Source organism: Roseibium algicola (genome assembly GCF_001999245.1).
Taxonomy (GTDB): Bacteria; Pseudomonadota; Alphaproteobacteria; order Rhizobiales; family Stappiaceae; genus Roseibium; species Roseibium algicola.
Window position 1 is genome coordinate 1,319,003 of the sequence record NZ_CP019630.1, and the last position, 17,349, is coordinate 1,336,351.

18 protein-coding genes are annotated in these 17,349 nt (G+C 58.6%); 12 read left to right on the top strand and 6 right to left on the bottom strand.

Annotated features, from left to right (window positions below):
- Positions 1-104 precede the first annotated feature (104 nt).
- The 4 genes from mutY to B0E33_RS06175 all read left to right on the top strand — a co-directional run bounded on the left by mutY (position 105) and on the right by B0E33_RS06175 (position 3,701).
- Positions 105-1,184, top strand: a complete 1,080-nt coding sequence (gene mutY, locus B0E33_RS06160; protein ID WP_077290710.1) for an A/G-specific adenine glycosylase — start codon at positions 105-107, stop codon at positions 1,182-1,184.
- A gap of 83 nt (positions 1,185-1,267) precedes the next feature.
- Positions 1,268-1,816 (top strand): 2OG-Fe(II) oxygenase, encoded by a 549-nt coding sequence (locus tag B0E33_RS06165; protein WP_023001975.1) that lies wholly within the window; start codon positions 1,268-1,270, stop codon positions 1,814-1,816.
- A 209-nt stretch (positions 1,817-2,025) separates the two neighbouring features.
- Complete coding sequence (gene bfr, locus B0E33_RS06170; protein WP_023001976.1) at positions 2,026-2,511, top strand: bacterioferritin; 486 nt, start codon at positions 2,026-2,028, stop codon at positions 2,509-2,511.
- Positions 2,512-2,594: 83 nt separating this feature from the next.
- Positions 2,595-3,701: a Gfo/Idh/MocA family protein gene (locus B0E33_RS06175; protein ID WP_077290711.1), complete on the top strand. Its 1,107-nt coding sequence runs from the start codon at positions 2,595-2,597 to the stop codon at positions 3,699-3,701.
- A gap of 224 nt (positions 3,702-3,925) precedes the next feature.
- Here B0E33_RS06175 and B0E33_RS06180 read toward each other — a convergent pair whose 3' ends face one another.
- A complete protein-coding gene (locus B0E33_RS06180) occupies positions 3,926-5,434 on the bottom strand; it encodes an AMP nucleosidase (RefSeq protein WP_062490216.1) in 1,509 nt (502 codons plus the stop codon).
- Positions 5,435-5,632: 198 nt separating this feature from the next.
- Between B0E33_RS06180 and B0E33_RS06185 the strand changes: the two genes are divergently transcribed.
- The 4 genes from B0E33_RS06185 to B0E33_RS06200 all read left to right on the top strand — a co-directional run bounded on the left by B0E33_RS06185 (position 5,633) and on the right by B0E33_RS06200 (position 9,408).
- Entirely contained in the window at positions 5,633-6,433 is an 801-nt protein-coding gene (locus B0E33_RS06185; RefSeq protein WP_023001979.1) for a transporter substrate-binding domain-containing protein, read from the top strand.
- 123 nt (positions 6,434-6,556) lie between these two features.
- Positions 6,557-7,363 carry an amino acid ABC transporter permease gene (locus B0E33_RS06190; protein ID WP_077290712.1) on the top strand — a complete coding sequence of 269 codons (807 nt, stop codon included), beginning with the start codon at positions 6,557-6,559 and terminating at the stop codon, positions 7,361-7,363.
- Between the two features lie 87 nt (positions 7,364-7,450).
- Positions 7,451-8,137, top strand: coding sequence for a DNA-3-methyladenine glycosylase I (locus B0E33_RS06195; RefSeq protein WP_077290713.1), 687 nt, complete (start codon positions 7,451-7,453; stop codon positions 8,135-8,137).
- A 131-nt stretch (positions 8,138-8,268) separates the two neighbouring features.
- Entirely contained in the window at positions 8,269-9,408 is a 1,140-nt protein-coding gene (locus B0E33_RS06200; RefSeq protein ID WP_062490224.1) for a site-specific DNA-methyltransferase, read from the top strand.
- 108 nt (positions 9,409-9,516) lie between these two features.
- Here the strand turns inward: B0E33_RS06200 and B0E33_RS06205 are convergent, their stop codons facing one another.
- Genes B0E33_RS06205 through B0E33_RS30850 form a run of 3 tightly spaced genes read right to left on the bottom strand, consistent with a single transcriptional unit; the run spans position 9,517 to position 12,220 of the window.
- The gene (locus tag B0E33_RS06205; protein WP_077290714.1) at positions 9,517-11,322 is read right to left on the bottom strand and encodes a putative bifunctional diguanylate cyclase/phosphodiesterase; all 1,806 of its coding nucleotides are present in this window, start codon (positions 11,320-11,322) and stop codon (positions 9,517-9,519) included.
- A complete protein-coding gene (locus B0E33_RS06210; RefSeq protein ID WP_077290715.1) occupies positions 11,319-11,903 on the bottom strand; it encodes a heme NO-binding domain-containing protein in 585 nt (194 codons plus the stop codon). The genes B0E33_RS06205 and B0E33_RS06210 overlap by 4 nt, the downstream gene beginning before the upstream one ends.
- A 53-nt stretch (positions 11,904-11,956) precedes the next feature.
- Positions 11,957-12,220 carry a hypothetical protein gene (locus B0E33_RS30850; protein ID WP_156912350.1) on the bottom strand — a complete coding sequence of 88 codons (264 nt, stop codon included), beginning with the start codon at positions 12,218-12,220 and terminating at the stop codon, positions 11,957-11,959.
- 107 nt (positions 12,221-12,327) lie between these two features.
- Here B0E33_RS30850 and B0E33_RS06215 point away from each other — a divergent pair, with 107 nt between their 5' ends.
- Together B0E33_RS06215 and adh are read left to right on the top strand one after the other, a co-directional pair.
- Positions 12,328-13,272 carry a helix-turn-helix domain-containing protein gene (locus B0E33_RS06215; RefSeq protein WP_208997773.1) on the top strand — a complete coding sequence of 315 codons (945 nt, stop codon included), beginning with the start codon at positions 12,328-12,330 and terminating at the stop codon, positions 13,270-13,272.
- A 173-nt stretch (positions 13,273-13,445) separates the two neighbouring features.
- Positions 13,446-14,966: an aldehyde dehydrogenase gene (adh, locus tag B0E33_RS06220; protein WP_077290716.1), complete on the top strand. Its 1,521-nt coding sequence runs from the start codon at positions 13,446-13,448 to the stop codon at positions 14,964-14,966.
- Positions 14,967-15,074: 108 nt separating this feature from the next.
- On the opposite strand, the gene B0E33_RS06225 is transcribed toward adh, so the two are convergent.
- The gene (locus tag B0E33_RS06225; RefSeq protein WP_077290717.1) at positions 15,075-15,797 is read right to left on the bottom strand and encodes an alpha/beta fold hydrolase; all 723 of its coding nucleotides are present in this window, start codon (positions 15,795-15,797) and stop codon (positions 15,075-15,077) included.
- Between the two features lie 22 nt (positions 15,798-15,819).
- Positions 15,820-16,182, bottom strand: a complete 363-nt coding sequence (locus B0E33_RS06230) for a winged helix-turn-helix transcriptional regulator (RefSeq protein ID WP_228148064.1) — start codon at positions 16,180-16,182, stop codon at positions 15,820-15,822.
- Between the two features lie 168 nt (positions 16,183-16,350).
- Between B0E33_RS06230 and B0E33_RS06235 the strand changes: the two genes are divergently transcribed.
- On the top strand, positions 16,351-16,965 hold the full coding sequence (locus tag B0E33_RS06235) for a glutathione binding-like protein (RefSeq protein ID WP_077290718.1): 615 nt from the start codon (positions 16,351-16,353) through the stop codon (positions 16,963-16,965).
- Positions 16,962-17,348 carry a nuclear transport factor 2 family protein gene (locus tag B0E33_RS06240; protein ID WP_077290719.1) on the top strand — a complete coding sequence of 129 codons (387 nt, stop codon included), beginning with the start codon at positions 16,962-16,964 and terminating at the stop codon, positions 17,346-17,348. Before B0E33_RS06235 ends, B0E33_RS06240 begins: the two co-directional genes overlap by 4 nt.
- The last annotated feature ends 1 nt before the right edge of the window (position 17,349 follow it).

Consider the following 17,349-nt stretch of genomic DNA (forward strand, 5'->3'; position numbering starts at 1 on the left):
GAATACTTTCCCCAACCTCACCGCACTGCCTTTATCAGCCAAGTTGTCCCCAGGCTATCCAAGGCTTGCTGCTTCATATCAACACCACTTGTTCTGCTGATCTCATGGCGTCTGCTTCCCCTTCCCGACTACTTCTCGACTGGTACGACCGTCATGCCCGGCGCCTGCCCTGGCGGGTTTCCCCGGAAGACCGCCTACTGGGCGAAGTCCCCGATCCCTACCGGATCTGGCTGTCCGAAGTCATGCTTCAGCAAACGACCGTTGCCGCCGTCAAAGACTATTTCACGAAGTTTACGCGAAGCTGGCCAACCGTAACCGATCTTGCCGCCGCGGCTGAAGAAGACGTCATGAAAGCCTGGGCGGGCCTTGGCTATTACTCGCGGGCGCGCAATTTGAAAAAATGCGCAGAAACCGTTGCCCGTGATCACGACGGCCGCTTTCCGGAAGACGAAGACGCATTGCTGAAGCTGCCGGGCATCGGCCCCTATACGGCTGCCGCCATCGCAACCATCGCGTTTGACCGGCACGCGGCAGTGGTCGACGGCAACGTGGAGCGGGTGCTGACACGACTTTTCCAGATCGAAACACCGCTTCCGGACGCCAAACCAGAAATAAAGGCCAAAATGGCTGGCCTGACACCGGACCAACGGCCCGGTGACTTCGCGCAAGCGGTGATGGACCTTGGCGCAACCATCTGTACGCCCAGACGTCCGGCCTGCGCGCTTTGCCCGTGGCGCTCTATCTGCAAGGTGCAATCCTCAAGCCTTGCCGAAACACTGCCGCGCAAAGCACCCAAGAAGGAAAAACCCACCCGTTTTGGAGCTGCATTCGTGGCTGTCGATACGGCGACGGGGGCCGTGCTGTTGCGCCGCCGCCCACCAAGAGGCCTTCTTGGCGGGATGACCGAAGTGCCGGGGACCGAATGGGCAGAGGATTTCTCCCCAGAAGCAGCTCCAGACTTCGCACCGTTTCCAGCGGATTGGCGGCAGCGCCCAGTGGAAGTGAAACACACCTTCACCCATTTCCATTTGCGGCTCACCGTCTATCGGGCCGACCTCACGGCAGACACCACTCCACTGCTTGACGGTGGCTGGTGGTCGGCCCCGGAAGTCATTGAAACCGAAGCACTTCCCACGGTTATGAAGAAGGCTCTTGCCGCTGCGTTCGAAAGCCCCCGGAAATAGTTCTTTCCCGGCTCAAGAAAACAGTTGCAGTTTGTCCGGTTTGGATGTTGAACAGCGCACCCAATCCTTGGATCTGAGCCTCGATGTTCACCTATTCTTATGACGCACTCTTCTCTCAAAAGGACTGCGATGAAATCATCCGCCTGAGCCGGGCCGAAGCTCAGGATACGGGCGGCCTCGTTGGTGGCAAGCAGCAGGGTGACATCCGCCGGGCCAGAATCAGCTGGCTTGATGACGAAGGCGATGCGGGATGGGTTTTGAACCGCGTTATGACAGCCGTGGCAAAGGCCAACCGCGAGGCTTTCGATTTCGACATCACCGAGTTTCGGGAGAAACTGCAGGTCGCCATCTACGACGAAAGTGAAGAAGGCCATTACGACTGGCATTCCGATGTCGGCGAAGGCCCGATCGCGCAGTTCCGCAAGGCAACCATCGTCACCCAGCTTTCCCCTTCACAGGACTATGAAGGTGGCGCGCTGGAAATCAGCCTTGGACACAAGGTGATGGCCGCATCGCGTGAACAGGGCTGTGCAACGCTGTTTGCCAGTTTCATGCTGCACAGGGTCGTACCCGTGACCAAGGGCACCCGCTACTCCCTGACCTGCTGGAGCCACGGCCCCCGCTTTCGGTGAGATCTGAGCGGGGACAGGTGTCTACGGCTCCGAAGCTTGCACTTCGCACCCGGAAAAACGTCAAAGCGCACGTGATCGGTTTCAATTCGCTGTTTCGGGGTGTAACCAGTGGAAGTTACACTTCCGTGCGCAATGGACCCTTGCGCCTGCCGTGAATTACTCTAGAATAATTCTAAACAAAGATCGGTTTGCAATAAGGAGGCTCTGCCGTGAAAGGGAATGAAAAAGTCATTGAGTGCCTGAACGAAGCTCTGTTTCTGGAGCTCGGCGCCATCAACCAGTACTGGCTTCACTACCGCCTCCTGAGCGACTGGGGCTTTGCGCGCCTTGCCAAGAAGGAACGTGAAGAATCCATCGAGGAAATGCAGCACGCCGACAAGCTGGTCGACCGCATCATCTTCCTGGAAGGCCATCCGAACATGCAGAAGGTCGCACCGCTGCGCATCGGCCAGAACATCAAGGAAGTGCTGGAATCAGACCTTGCCGGCGAATATGACGCCCGCACGGCCTATGCCAAGTCCCGCGATGTCTGCCGCGAAGAAGGCGACTATGTTTCCATGCAGCTTTTCGAAGAGCTGCTGTCCGACGAGGAAGGCCATATCGACTTCCTGGAAACCCAGATCGACCTTCTGGAAAAGATCGGTGTCGAGCGCTACGGCATGTTGAATGCCGCACCAGCCGACGAAGCCGAATAGTCGCAAGCGGCCATTTCATTGGTTATGTTGAAGCCGGTGCAGGTCTGCACCGGCTTTTTCATTGCAATTGGAGGTGCGAAACCATGACGGAAATCCGGATTGGGCTGATCGGAACAGGCTATATGGGCAAGGCCCATGCTGTTGCCCTGAAATCAGTGGCGTCGGTATTCGACACAGGCCTGCGCCCGATTTGCGAGACGATTTGTGCAACGACGCTGGAAGGCGCCCGGGAAAAGGCCCGTGCTTTCGGGTTCAACCGGGCGACGGACGACTGGCGCACTGTCGTTGCCGATCCGGCGATCGATGCGGTTGTAATTGCCTCACCCCAGTCGACCCATATGGATATCGCAATTGCCGCCTTTGAAAACGGCAAGGCTGTCTTTTGCGAAAAGCCGCTTGCCAGCCACGCCGAAGATTGCCGCAGGATGATGGCGGCGGCAGAAGCCTCCGGCCTGCCGAACATGACCGGCTTCAATTACATTCGCACCCCTGCAAGCCAATTTGCCCATGACCTTGTCCAGTCAGGCCGGATTGGTCAGATCCACTATATTCGCGCTGAACACACCGAGGATTTTCTGTCAGATCCGCAAACGCCGTCGCACTGGCGTACCAAGGACATAAGCAATGGATGCATGGGCGATCTCGCCCCTCACATCATCAACGCCGCCCTGCGCCTTGCCGGGCCTATCTCCAGCGTTAGTGCGGATATCCAGACCGTCCATTCCGAACGCCCCGGCGCAAACGGGCCGGAGGCGGTCACCAATGACGACCAGGCCCATCTCATGTGCCGCTTTCAAAACGGTGCGATGGGTCATCTCTTCATCAGCCGTGTCGCCACCGGCCGGAAGATGGGTTACGCCTACGAGATATACGGTGACAAAGGTTCGATCCGCTTCGACCAGGAAGACCAGAACGCGCTCTGGCTTTACCTTGCCGAAGGGCCGGAGGCGGAACGCGGCTTCCGCAAGATCCTGACCGGTCCGGCACATCCCGATTACCTGCCCTTCTGTCAGGGCCCCGGTCACGGAACCGGTTATCAGGACCAGATCATTATCGAGATGCGGGACTTCCTGAAGGCCATCGAAACCGGAACACCTGTCTGGCCAACCTTCCGGGACGGGCTGGAGGTGCAACTGGTCACGGAAGCTGCCTGGAACTCGTCGAAGACCGGTACGTGGGCAACGGTTTGACGGACGGGGCGGCTTGGGGCGAGCGTTGTTCTCCAGGGTGTTTCCCCGGACATGCGCAGCCCAGATCCGGGGCCTACTCGCAAGTCAGCTTGCCAAAGCAGGAGGTTCTGCCAACTCCTTGCCACGCCAGGTCATTTTTCTGGAAATCAGTAGGCCGCGGGTCTCGCTTTGCTCGCCCGGGGCGACACTAATAAGTCGGGAACTCCCTGTCCGCACAGGAAACTTTACTGGAACGCTGTCTCGGCAAAGCTGCGGAGCTTGCGGGAATGCAGGCGTTCTGCCGTCATGTCTCGCATCTTCTCCATTGCCCTGATGCCGATCTGGAGATGCTGGGCGACCTGGCGCTTGTAGAAGTCAGTCGCCATGCCCGGCAGTTTCAATTCGCCATGGAGCGGCTTGTCCGAGATGCACAGCAGCGTGCCGTAAGGCACCCGGAAGCGGAAGCCGTTGGCCGCGATGGTTGCCGATTCCATATCGAGCGCGATGGCACGGGACTGGGAGAACCGCTTGACCAGTTCCGGCTGGTCCCAGAGTTCCCAGTTTCGGTTGTCGAGCGATACGACGGTTCCGGTGCGCATGACACGTTTCAATTCATACCCATCGATGCCGGTGATTTCGGCAACCGCGTCTTCCAGGGCAACCTGCACCTCGGCGAGCGGCGGGATCGGCACCCAGATCGGCAGGTCCTGGTCGAGCACATTGTCCTCTCGCACATACCCATGGGCCAGAACATAGTCACCTAGCGTCTGGCTGTTCCTGAGGCCCGCGCAGTGACCGAGCATCAGCCAGACATGCGGGCGCAGCACCGCGATATGGTCGGTGATGGTTTTGGCGTTGGACGGCCCGACGCCGATGTTGACCATGGTAATACCGCTGCCGTCAGCCCGCTTCAGGTGATACGCCGGCATCTGGGGCAGTTTTGTCAGCTCTTCCCCGTCCGGCTGGGTCTGTCCTGCCTCCAGCACCACGTTGCCGGGGGAAACAAAAGCCTCGTAGCCACTGTCCGGCTGCAACAGCAGCGCCTTGGACATGCGGCAGAACTCGTCGATGTAGAACTGGTAGTTCGTGAAAAGCACGTAGTTCTGGAAATGCTCGGCCTTTGTCGCGGTGTAGTGCTGCAGGCGGTGCAGGGAATAGTCGACGCGCGGCGCCGTGAAGGATGCCAGCGGCATCACACCGTCGGCCGGATCGTAGGTGCCGTTGGCAATGGAATCGTCCATCACCGTCAGGTCGGGAAGATCGAACATGTCAGCGAGGGGACGGTCGAGATTTGCAGCTGCTGCGCCGCCTTCCACATGCGTTCCGTCATAGAAAGCGAAGTGCAGCGGGATCGGCATGTCGCTGTCGCCGACCTGGATCGGCACGTCATGGTTCTTCATCAGCAGCGAAAGCTGCGACACCAGATAGTTACGGAACAGATCCGGGCGGGTAATCGTGGAGGCGTGGGTGCCAGGGCGGGAGACGAACCCATAAGACAGGCGGCTGTCGAGGCGGACGTGGCTGTCGGTCACGATACGGACCTGCGGATAGAACGCGCGCACGCGGCCGTCGATTTCCTTGCCATCCAGAAGGTCCTGAAAATGCTGGCGCAGAAAGGCGGTGTTGGATTCAAAAATTTCGATCAAACGGTCGACCGCCTTGTTGGCGTCGGTAAAGACCTCAAGCGGATGCGATGGCGCATGACGAACCCTGCGGGCGGCTTGATGAAAAACGTTTTTGGTTGAGTTGGACATAAACCGTCTCCTTATTGTTGTTATGGGCTCACAGTCCCGCTAACGCTTGCCTTGGTCAATAGATCTAGCATCGGATTTTGAATTTTTTTTCGCGGAGAGAAAATTTCTGCACAAGCTCCTCAACGATGCATTTGAGCAGGCTTTCCCAAACCGTGGCAAGCGGCTAAAGTCCGGCTAACTTTTGACCAGGAGTTTCCCATGAAAAAAACCGTTCTGACCCTCGCGGTCGCCGTTTCCTCCCTGATTGGCGCAGGCGTCTCCGCCCTTGCCGACAATCTGCCGGATCTCGGTGGCCGGGACATTGTCATTGCTTCGGAAAACACCTACCCACCGCTGCAGTTCGTCGACCCCAAGTCAGGCGAGGCAATCGGCTGGGAATATGATGCGGTTGCAGAAATCGCCAAGCGGCTGAACCTGAACGTCACCTTTCAGAACACCAGCTGGGATGCGATGATCCCTGCCATCTCCGCCGGCGAATACGACATGGCGATGAACGGCATCACCATTCGCGCCGACAGGGCCGAGCAGGTCGACTTTTCGGAGCCCTACATGCGGTCCGAAATGTTCATGCTGGTGCGCGCCGATGAAGACCGGTTTACCGATGCAAAGGGCTTTGCTTCCAACACGGACTTCCTGGCCGGTGCTCAACCGGGCACCACCCCCTTCTACGTCACTGTTTATGAAGTGCTGGATGGCGATGAAGCCAACCCGCGCATCAAGCTGTTCGAAACCTTTGGTGCTGCTGTCCAGGCGCTCAAGGCGGGCGACGTCGATCTGGTCCTGACAGACAGCACCGGCGGCCAGGGCTATGTCGCGACCAATCCGGACACCTTCAAGCTGATCGGCGATCCGATGGGCTCGGAAGACTTCGGCTTCATTTTCCCGAAAGGCTCCGACCTGATCGAACCGATCAATGCGGCTGTCGCCAGCATGCGCACAGACGGCACGCTGGATGCACTGAACAAGAAGTGGTTCTTCGACTATAAAGTCGCCCAGTAAGGCCATCCTCCGCCCCTGCGCGGCTGGACTTTCCACTCCATGGCCGGTATCCGGGCTTTTGGCCCCGATGCCGGCCATTTTCGTTTGAACTGCCGTTAACAAAGCTGGAGCCGAGACCAACCCATGTTCCGCAACAAGACACCGTCCGGCGCCCCCAAGGAAGACTTTCCCTATTGGCTTGTTGCTGCCGCCGGCATTGCGGTTTTCCTGTTGTTCCAGATCGCCACCGACGACATCTATTCGCAGGTCATGTCGACGGTCTCGCGTGGTATCGGACTGACGGTCTTCGTCACGCTTGTCGCCTTCTTCTGCGCGTCCCTGATCGGGCTCCTGCTGGCGCTTGCCTCCCTGTCCGGATCAATCGTCTTGCGGCAGATGGCCCGGTTCTACGTCGAGATCGTGCGCGGCATGCCGATCATCGTGCTTCTGCTCTATATCGCCTTCGTCGCAACGCCGCTGTTCATTGCCGGGGTCAACGCCATTGTGGAACCTCTGGGTCTGGATCCGCTGCGCACGCGGGATTTCCCTCTGCTCTGGCGCGCCGTTCTCGCGCTGACCATCGGCTATTCGGCCTTCATTGCCGAGGTGTTTCGGGCAGGCATCCAGGCTGTCGACAAGGGACAGATCGAGGCCGCCGAAGCACTCGGCATGAACGGTTGGCTTCGCTTCCGTCTGATCATCTTCCCGCAGGCGCTGAAGACCATCCTGCCGCCCCTCGGCAATGATTTCGTCGCCCTGATCAAGGACAGCTCGCTGGTCTCGGTTCTGGGTGTCGCGGATATCACCCAGCTGGGCAAGGTCTACGCTGCCGGCTCCTTCCGGTACTTCGAGACCTACAATGTCGTCGCGCTGATCTACCTGATGATGACGATCACGCTTTCGCTGGCCCTGCGCAAATTTGAACGGGCAAAGCAGATCCAGGAGCGCTAAGGTTTTCGCCTGACCACGCCTTTCCTCCTCCCTCATCCTGAGGAGGGGTGCAGGGGGAACGGCGTCTGCAGCGAGACGGAGACCCGCATGCGTTCCTTTGAAGAAATAGAAGCACTGGCCGCGGAGAAGAAGGGCGGACCGGCAGCACTCAATGCTCTTTTGGCAGAGCATAATGCGCCCAGGACTGCGGAAGAACTGGAGAAGGTTGGTGACGATCGCTGGCTGGCCATGTTCACCAAGTGCGTGTTCCAGGCCGGTTTCAGCTGGAAGGTGATCGACCAGAAGTGGCCGGGTTTCGAGGAAGCCTTCGAGGGGTTCGACGTTCCCCGCCTCGCCTTTCTCCCTGACGAGGCCTTTGAAGCGCTGCTCGGCGACAAACGCATCGTCCGCAACGGTGCCAAGATCCGATCTGTTCAGGAAAACGCGATTTTCCTCAAGGACCTAGCGACCGAACACGGCAGCGCAGCCGGTTTTTTCGCGCATTATCCCGTCAACGACCAGATCGGCCTGATGGAGCTGCTCAAGAAGCGCGGCAGCCGGCTTGGTGGCAACACAGGGCAAATCGCCTTGCGCTTCATGGGCAAGGAAAGTTTCGTCCTCTCCGGCGATGTGGTTAACGCCCTGATCCGCGAAAATGTCATCGAGAAGGACGCGATGTCGAAAAAAAATCTTACCGCGATTCAGGCCGCCTTTAACGAATGGAAAGCAACTTCCGGTCGTCCCCTGAACGAAATCAGCAGAATTCTGGCCTTTTCGGTCGGGACAAGTCATTAACTTCTCATTCAGCTTTTACGATTGTAAACAAAGCCTTGATTCAAAGGGAATTTTTGTTCCGTCAGCTTAACCGCTGATTTACCAAACCCGGTAACCATGACACTCGAAATTGCGTGAGGTATTGCGTCGCAATGAGTGTACTGCGTACCGGGGTGTCCTTCGCGGCACCCCGCCTATCAAATGAACCGGAAGCTGGTGCTTCCTGGCTGAACACGATCCTGAAGGGCGACTGCGTTGCCGCCCTTGAGAAACTGCCGTCCCGGTCTGTTGACCTGGTCTTCGCGGATCCGCCCTACAACCTTCAGTTGGGTGGCGATCTGCACAGGCCGGATCAGTCAAAGGTGGATGCCTGTGACGACCATTGGGACCAGTTCGAAAGTTTCGAAGCCTATGACGCTTTCACCCGGGCCTGGCTTCTGGCCGTCCGGCGGGTGATGAAGGCGGATGGCTCGCTGTATGTGATCGGTTCGTATCACAACATCTTCCGCGTCGGCGCGATCCTGCAGGATCTCGGCTTCTGGATCATGAATGACATCGTCTGGCTGAAGTCCAACCCGATGCCGAACTTCCGCGGCAAACGGTTCACCAATGCCCACGAGACCATGATCTGGGCGGTGAAGTCGAAAGATGCGAAGCCGACCTTCAACTACGATGCGCTGAAGACCTTCAACGAGGATCTTCAGATGCGCTCCGACTGGCACCTGCCGCTGTGTACCGGCACCGAGAGGCTGAAGGGCAAGGACGGGCAGAAGGTGCATCCGACCCAAAAACCGGAAGCTCTGCTCTACCGGGTTCTGACCGCGTCTTCCAAGCCGGGTGATGTCGTGCTCGACCCATTCTTCGGGACCGGCACCACCGGGGCTGTCGCCAAGAAACTTGGCCGCCACTATGTCGGCGTGGAGCGCGAGCAGGACTATATCGACGCGGCCATGGCTCGTATCGAGGCCATCGAGCCGGGCGATGCCGCGTCGCTGGAAATGCAGCAGGGCAAGCGGGCGCTGAAGCGCATCCCGTTCGGCACGCTTCTGGAAAGCGGTCTGCTGCAGCCGGGGACGGAACTCAGCTGCCCGAAAGGCAAGCATCTTGCCATCGTGCGCGCCGACGGCTCGCTCAAGTCCGGCGATCATACCGGCTCGATCCACAAGGTCGGTGCTCTGGTACAGGGTCAGGAGGCCTGCAACGGCTGGACGTTCTGGCACATCAACGAGGGCGGCAAGACGTCACCCATCGACGATCTCCGCAAGGAAATCAGATCCCGCCTGCAGGCATAAGCAGGCACTCCAAAGAGAGACTTCGCGTTCCCCGCGAGATCGACTTAGCCCCGTTTCCCAGAAAAGGAGACGGGGTTTTCTTTATGGAATACGAGAACGGTATCTCGATCAGGCGCTCTTGTATTTCACGTCCGGCGCCCAGACATCCAGCCATTGCAGGATCTCGTCGGCACCGATGGGCGGCGAAAAATAGAAACCCTGGAATAGACGGCAGCCACAGTTTTTCAGGAACTCCAGCTCCTCGCGGGTTTCAACGCCTTCCGCGAGAACGTCCAACCCCATGTTCTTGGCCATTGCCAGCATGGCGCCGGCGATTCTCTGCATCTTCGGGTTCCTGTCGAGCCCGGAAACGAACGAGCGGTCGATCTTAAGCGTCGCGACCGGTGTTTCGATCAAGGTTGCGATGGAGGAATGTCCGGTGCCGAAGTCATCAAGGGCCAGGGCGAAACCTGCCTGTTCCAGGTTACGGCACTGGGCAATCAGCTCCTGATCCGACTGGTCGAAGAGGATCGATTCCAGCAGCTCCAGCTGAATGTCTTCGGGCTTCAGACCGGCCGTGGCAAGTTCGGCATGCAAGATCGCGACAAACTCCACCGACCTGAGGTTCGATGCAGTCACGTTCAACGAGAGCTTGCCAATGTCCCTGCCTGCGGATTTCCAGGCAGCAAAATGGGTGAACGCCTTGCACCGTACCTGCCGGTCGATTTCGGACATGATGTTTGCCCTGGTCGCCGTTTCCAGGAAACGGGCCGGTGGCAACACCCCTTGTTCTGCCGTCTCCCAGCGCGCGACCACCTCCAGGCCGCACACCCGACCCGTGACGATATCGATCTGCGGCTGAAAATAGGGAACGAACTGGCTGCGTTTCAGACCTTCTTCGATCTGCGAGACCAACCTGCTCGTCTCCTCGTGCCGCCGGATCATCTCCTTTGACAGCAATTTGACGGACGACCTGGTGACCTTGGCATCGTAAAGCGCAATATCGGAATTCGCGATAAGCCTGTCGGCGTTCTGCACTTCGCCGGGATGAAACAGGACCACGCCTATACTCGCGCTGACCTGGCAGCTGTGCCCGTTGTAGCGGATCGGCATGGCGATCGCATTCAAGAGACGCAGCGCCATGGCATAGAGGTTTTCCTTGTCCGGAGGCTCAGCCAGAAACAGGGCAAACTCATCACCTCCAAGCCGCGCAGGAAGATCGTTCGGACCGCATATCGCCGACAACACCTCGGCCGTCTGCATCAGGATCATGTCACCCGCGGTATGGCCGAAGTTGTCGTTTATCGACTTGAATTCGTCGAGGTCGATGTGAAGGAGCGCAAACACGTGGCCGGTGTCAGGCAGCTGCAACGCCTCTTCCAGACGCCGGTGCAGTGCCCCTCTGTTGGCAATCTCCGTCAGCGTATCCTGTGAGGCCTTCTTTTCCGCTTCGATCTTCGCCGCCTTCAATGCAGTTGCCATCTTCTGGCTATCCTCCAGAAGCGTGCGTTGCGCTTCGAAGGAGTAGAAGAGATCGATGGAAAAGTCGTTCGGTTTGAAGTCGGTTTCCGTCAACCTGAAACGCTCGACGACCTGTGAAAGGTGAAGACCGAAGGACAGGTCCAGAAACACCGTGTCCTCGTCCGCAGCAGCAAGGGCGAAACCGCGAAACTGTATAGGCTCGCCATCCTGCGGACATGCGGAAAGGACCAGTTTCGTGCCGAGCCTTTCGCGAACACAGGCCATGGATCTGACGTTACGCGGCCGCTCAACCGTGAAGACGTCGAACAAGTTTGCTCCCGACGCTTCCGGCCCGAGGATCCGTTCAAGGGTCGGGCCCAGTCCACTGATCCGGCCGCGACTGTCCAGAACAACATGCATGGGAAAAAGCATGTCGATGGCCTTGCGGGTCAGATCGAGTTTGGATGCTGTCAAATTCCGGCCTCGGTTCTCATGGGCTTGAGTGCAGTGTCGAGGATCCGGATTTCAAAGATGTCGTGATCCGCCTGTTCCGATTTCACCGCGACCTGGTTGACCTCGATGCTCTCACCGGTCTCCTTGGCGAGACCATGCAGAAGTCCGATGACCATCGGCGCCAGTCCGTCACGATCGGAATAGTAGTGCAGAATGCAGGATCCATCGTCCTTCTGGTCGACCTCGAAGGACGGCGGCTTCAGATGTGGCATCGACAGCAGGATCCGGTCGTGCATGTCATCGAGTCCCTTCAACTGCTCGATGAAGGAATTGCCGGCAAGGCGCATCAGATTGCCGAAATGCGAGGCGCCTGCGTATTCGACCCAGTATTTTCCGAAGATGCTCAGGACGTCCGATGCAGGCAGGCCGGTAAAGCTGCAGATGGCACCGACAAGCTTGTAGGTTATGGCATCGTCATAACTCGACATTCTTTCAAATTCGAGTTCCTCCAGGCCCGCGGTTTCGCAAATGCTTTGCCAGGCTTCGGGTCCGTGGTTGTCCAGAATGAAGGTGCGAATGCCTTCGTTCACCATTCCATACATGCAGACTCCTCCAGAGTTAGCATTGTGAGTATACGAATTTGCTTACGTCAGCATTAATCAGTTCCAGACATATGTCTGTTTTTAACTGCCATTACTGACAAACAATCACTACTTCCGCGCGAAATTTTCGAATTAATTACCCAACGTTTCTTTTTCTCCAAATAACCCATTGAGAAAAACAACAATGAATACCTGAAACTCTTGCCGGAAGAAGGCGCATCGTTTGAGGTGCCGGAAAGGCAATGCCAACCTTCATGTCCAGCCCGCCAGCGTCTTCGGCTCGGCACCTTGCCGGACAGACGACTTGCAATCGCCATGCAATCCCTCCATCCTCCGCGATCAATCGAGCGTTCATGGGAGGAACGATCCGACGGTTTGAAACCGGCGCAAACGGCTGGAAGACCCGAGGTCGGCGGTCGCATTTATGAAGGACCATGTCGAGACAGTTCTGCGAACCGTGCAATCGGGATCGGCGCCTGCGCTGTCCCGGATTGCCGCCTCGTGGCGCAGATCGATCGACAAGCACGGCCTGGACCCTGCCGCCCACAAGGCGCCCCAGCGCATGGGGGACGACCAGCTTTACCAGCGACGGGAAGAGACAGGTGCCTTCCTGAAAATCGCCACGCCGAAACTGGACCAGTTATTCGGCCTGGTCGGTCAGTCCGGCTGCACGGTTCTGCTGACCGACGCGGAAGGCGTCGTGCTCGACCAGCGTTGCATGAGCGCCGATGCGGACATCTTTCAGGATTGGGGTCTCAGCCAGGGCACCGACTGGAGCGAAGCCGCCGTCGGCACAAACGGCATCGGCACCTGCCTTGCCGAGGAACGCAATCTGATCGTCCACCGGCAGGAACATTTCCTGGCTCGCAATGTCGGCATGAGCTGCATGGACGCGCCGATCTATGGTCCGGACGGCAGGCTGGCCGGTGCACTCGATGTGTCTTCTGCCCGTTCCGACCAGACGGAAACCTTCAACCGGCTGATCGCAGCGATGGTCTCGCAGACTGCAAGACAGATCGAGATCGAAACCTTCCGCGCCGCTTTTCCTGCCGCCCGTATCATCGTCGCCGACGGGGAAACTACCGATACTGCAATGCTGTTTGCCGTCGACGCCGACGACATCGTTCTCGGGGCGACGCGCGCCGCCAGGAAGGCCTTCGGGCTTGGTGCAAGCGGCCCTCTGAAGCCCCTGCCCGCTTCCGATCTGCTTGGCCGCGAGGATGGCCCGAGTGGCTTTGAGAAGGCCGAAAGGGCTGCCGTCATTCGTGCACTGGCGCGGGCCGGCGGCAACGTTTCCGAAGCCGCGCGCGCGCTCGGCATCGGCCGGGCAACCCTTTACCGGCGAATGAAACGGCTGAACATAGACTGATATCCCGGCTGACCTGTCTCAGAACTGAGACACATGCCGGACACAGGCATCTGCCCCCTCCTACCACAGCGCAAGTTCCTCCGGCACAGTCCGCCCATTCCCGGTGGAGGACCGGGACCTTCGGCCCGTCGCAGCTTCGGTTGCCTGACCGCCGAACTTGTGGAGGAACCCAGATGAATCAGATGCCCAGTTTTTCCGTCGACACGACGTCTCCGTTCAAGTCCCGCTATGACAACTATATCGGCGGCAAATTCGTTGCGCCTGTGAACGGACGGTATTTCAACAACATCACGCCGATTTCCGGCGCCACCGTTTGCGAAGTCGCCCGTTCCGATGCCGCTGACGTTGACCTGGCGCTTGATGCGGCCCATGCGGCCAAGGAAGCCTGGGGCCGGACCCCGGCAGCAGAGCGTGCCAATATTTTGCTGAAAATCGCCGATGTCATGGAGCAGAATCTCGACATTCTGGCAAAGGCAGAAACCTGGGACAACGGCAAGCCGATCCGCGAAACCACGGCAGCCGATATTCCGCTTTCCGTCGATCACTTCCGCTATTTCGCAGGCGTTCTGCGCGGCCAGGAAGGCTCCATGTCGGAGATCGATGCCGACACCATTGCTTACCACTTCCATGAGCCGCTCGGCGTTGTCGGGCAGATCATTCCCTGGAACTTCTCCATTCTGATGGCTGCCTGGAAACTGGCTCCGGCGCTTGCCGCCGGCAACTGCGTCGTTTTGAAACCGGCCGAGCAGACCCCGGCGGCAATCATGGTGCTGGTGGAGCTCATCGGCGGTCTGTTGCCGGATGGCGTTCTCAACATCGTCAATGGCTTTGGTGCAGAGGTTGGCGCCCCGCTCGCCAAGTCAAATCGCATCGCCAAGATCGCCTTTACCGGGTCGACCGAAACCGGCCGGATGATCATGCAGTACGCAACCGAGAACCTCATTCCGGTGACGCTGGAACTGGGCGGCAAGTCGCCGAACATCTTCTTTTCCGACGTCATGAGCGAAGACGATGCGTTCCTCGACAAGGCCATCGAGGGCTTTGTTCTGTTCGCCTTCAACCAGGGTGAAGTCTGCACCTGTCCGAGCCGGGCCCTGATCCAGGAAGACATCTACGAAGCCTTCATTGAACGGGCGATCGCACGTGTGAAAGCTATCAAGCAGGGTGACCCGCGCGCCATCGAGACCATGGTCGGTGCCCAGGCCAGCCGCGAGCAGCAGGACAAGATCCTGTCCTATCTGACCATCGGGGTCGAGGAAGGTGCACAAGTGCTGTGCGGCGGCGCGGAAGCGAAGTTCGACGGCGACCTTTCCGGCGGCTTCTACGTTCAGCCGACCATCCTGAAAGGCCACAACAAGATGCGGGTCTTCCAGGAGGAAATCTTCGGCCCGGTGGTGTCCGTCACCACGTTCAAGACCGAAGAAGAAGCCCTGGCGATTGCAAACGACACCATGTACGGCCTCGGCGCCGGCGTGTGGTCGCGTGATGCCAACCGCTGCTACCGGTTCGGCCGCGCCATCGAGGCAGGCCGCGTATGGGTGAACAACTATCACGCCTACCCGGCCCATGCGGCCTTTGGTGGCTACAAGCAGTCCGGCATCGGCCGTGAGACCCACAAGATGATGCTGGATCACTATCAGCAGACCAAGAACATGCTGGTCAGCTACAACCCGAACAAACTCGGGTTCTTCTAAAGACTGCCGGCGTTACCCGATCTTGTCCTGGCAGTGATGCGGGGCAGTCTTCGAAAGAAGGCTGCCCCGTTTTCCGTTGAAGCTCCGGGAACGGCAGCCTGTTCATCGTCAAAGTTCTTCTGCAATCTCTTCCAGCAGATCTGCAAGCGCCTCAGGCTCGCTCACCATGGCATCGTGGCCTGTCGCGATCCGAGAGACCGGCCATCCCTTGGCCTGTGCCCGGGCCAGCGCGACTTTTGCCGGCGGATACGGCGGGTCAGTACATTCGATGTAATGGGCTGGAAGACCGTTTCCGACCGGGTGCTTCAGGTCCAGTGCCGTGGTGAAGGTTCGGAACGGGTGCGGTGTCAGGCGCGGTTTCAAAAAGGCAACGTCGTCCGGCTTCGTGATGCCAAAACTTTCCGGCGGGGCTGGCGGCAGTGACAGGCCGCCGCTGCTGGTTTCCGCCAGCTTCCTGCGGTCTTCGGCAAGATCTTGCGGCAGAAGATCGAACCAGGTCTCTCCGCTTTCCAGCATGATCGCGTCGAGATAGATCAGACCGGCAATCCGCTCAGGCACGAGGTCTGCAACCCCGGTGATCGGAATGCCGCCAAAGCTGTGGCCGACTAGAATGACGTCCGCCAGGTCCTCGAACTGTAAATGCCGGACGATATCTTCCACGAAGGTCCGGATCGTGATGTCCGGCGAAAGCAGATGCGAGCGCTCGCCGAGGCCCGTCTGCGTTGGTGCGGTCACCCGATGCCCACGTGCCCGCAGGATGTTTGCCAGACGCGACCAGCACCAGCCGCCATGCCAGACACCATGGACGCAAACGAAAGTCTGCTGTTTCATTAGCCCCTCCCCGCTTCACCGCCTATTCGGCGGCTTCGGCCGCCATCTGGAAATCGCGCCGTACCTTCAGTTTGTGCCCGACTTCGACAATGGCTTCCAGTGCCGGAATCAGATCCTGGCCAAGATCCGTCAGCTCATATTCAACGGAAGGTGGCGATGTCGGGCGGACATGGCGCAACAGCACGCCGCGGCCTTCCAACTCTGAAAGGCGCTGTGACAGTACCTTGCCGGACACAGGGGGAATATCCGCCTTCAGCTCGTTAAAGCGGCGGGGACCTGCCCGCAGGCTCCAGATGACGTTGGGTGCCCAGGCTCCGGAAATCACCTGCATGCACTGGGTCAGACTGCAAGGGGTCGGCGGTTTCGGGCTCAGATTCTTGCGCATTTTCAAGGCCATGGGCACCACACGATCTTCAAGGGTCCAAGGTCACGCGGGAACCATCAGGTTTCTGCCCGGTAACTCGATAATGCAAGTTACCAATAGAAACCTACTTGTCAATGGTGACTTCAAAAGACACCTTCCGGGCATCGATACAAACCAAGGAGCCAATCGATGAAACTGTTCTACAAACCCGGTGCCTGTTCCATGGCTGCTCATCTCCTGCTCAACGAAGCCGGAGCCACCTACAGTCTCGAAAAAGTCGATACGACCGAGGGTTTGACGGAGACCGGCGCAACATACGCGCAGACCAATCCGCGCGGCTACGTGCCGGCGCTTCGGTTTGAGAACGGTGACGTTCTGACGGAAAACGTTGCCATCCTGCATTGGCTTGGCGAGCAGTACCCGAACTTTGCGACGGATACAGCAGGCAAGCCGCTCGACCGGTTCCGCGTGCTGGAATTGCTCAGCTTCCTGTCCTCAGAGCTTCACAAAGGGTTCAGCCCGTTCTTTTCCGGCAAGGAATTTTCTGAAGCAGAAGCAGCTGAAAACCAAGCAAAGCTGAATACCAAGCTCGGCCAGTTCGACGCCTTGCTGGCCAAGGGCGGCGACTATCTTTTGGGAGATACCTTCTCCGTTGCCGACGCCTATGCCTTTGTCATCTTGAACTGGACGAACTTCATCGGCGTATCCCTTGGCGACTGGCCGAAGATGGCAGCCTATGTTGAGCGCATCCGTGCTCGCCCGGCCACCCTGAAGACCCTACAGGAAGAAGGCCTGGCGGCATGAGCAGTGCCTTGGCTGCGCTGGAAAAGGTCATATCCAACTATTTCGACGCGCTTTATCACTGCGATACCGACCTGCTGCAGCAGGTGTTTCACGAGAAGGCAATCTACGCCACGGCGGACGAGACACCCCTGCTCTATCGCACGATGGCCGAATATGTACCGGTCGTCGCCGCCCGCCAGTCGCCGGCGTCCCGGGGTGAGGAGCGCCGCGATGTCATCGACGAGATCCAGTTCGCCGGTGAGAACACGGCCTTTGCCAGAGTTCGCTGTTCGATCGGCAACAACGATTTCACCGATTTCCTGACCTTCGTGCGGGACGAAGGCCGCTGGCAAATCATGGCGAAAATCTTCGAAATTCGACCACGCAACGAAGGAGTGGCCTGAC

Excerpts from the sequence above, each read along its gene's own strand:
- mutY (WP_077290710.1), top strand. The coding sequence starts at position 105 with ATGGCGTCTGCTTCCCCTTCCCGACTACTTCTCGACTGGTACGACCGT.
- B0E33_RS06165 (WP_023001975.1), top strand. The coding sequence starts at position 1,268 with ATGTTCACCTATTCTTATGACGCACTCTTCTCTCAAAAGGACTGCGAT.
- B0E33_RS06175 (WP_077290711.1), top strand. The coding sequence starts at position 2,595 with ATGACGGAAATCCGGATTGGGCTGATCGGAACAGGCTATATGGGCAAG.
- B0E33_RS06180 (WP_062490216.1), bottom strand. The coding sequence starts at position 5,434 with ATGTCCAACTCAACCAAAAACGTTTTTCATCAAGCCGCCCGCAGGGTT.
- B0E33_RS06185 (WP_023001979.1), top strand. The coding sequence starts at position 5,633 with ATGAAAAAAACCGTTCTGACCCTCGCGGTCGCCGTTTCCTCCCTGATT.
- B0E33_RS06190 (WP_077290712.1), top strand. The coding sequence starts at position 6,557 with ATGTTCCGCAACAAGACACCGTCCGGCGCCCCCAAGGAAGACTTTCCC.
- B0E33_RS06195 (WP_077290713.1), top strand. The coding sequence starts at position 7,451 with ATGCGTTCCTTTGAAGAAATAGAAGCACTGGCCGCGGAGAAGAAGGGC.
- B0E33_RS06200 (WP_062490224.1), top strand. The coding sequence starts at position 8,269 with ATGAGTGTACTGCGTACCGGGGTGTCCTTCGCGGCACCCCGCCTATCA.
- B0E33_RS06210 (WP_077290715.1), bottom strand. The coding sequence starts at position 11,903 with ATGTATGGAATGGTGAACGAAGGCATTCGCACCTTCATTCTGGACAAC.
- B0E33_RS30850 (WP_156912350.1), bottom strand. The coding sequence starts at position 12,220 with ATGGCGATTGCAAGTCGTCTGTCCGGCAAGGTGCCGAGCCGAAGACGC.
- B0E33_RS06215 (WP_208997773.1), top strand. The coding sequence starts at position 12,328 with ATGAAGGACCATGTCGAGACAGTTCTGCGAACCGTGCAATCGGGATCG.
- adh (WP_077290716.1), top strand. The coding sequence starts at position 13,446 with ATGAATCAGATGCCCAGTTTTTCCGTCGACACGACGTCTCCGTTCAAG.
- B0E33_RS06225 (WP_077290717.1), bottom strand. The coding sequence starts at position 15,797 with ATGAAACAGCAGACTTTCGTTTGCGTCCATGGTGTCTGGCATGGCGGC.
- B0E33_RS06230 (WP_228148064.1), bottom strand. The coding sequence starts at position 16,182 with ATGCGCAAGAATCTGAGCCCGAAACCGCCGACCCCTTGCAGTCTGACC.
- B0E33_RS06235 (WP_077290718.1), top strand. The coding sequence starts at position 16,351 with ATGAAACTGTTCTACAAACCCGGTGCCTGTTCCATGGCTGCTCATCTC.
- B0E33_RS06240 (WP_077290719.1), top strand. The coding sequence starts at position 16,962 with ATGAGCAGTGCCTTGGCTGCGCTGGAAAAGGTCATATCCAACTATTTC.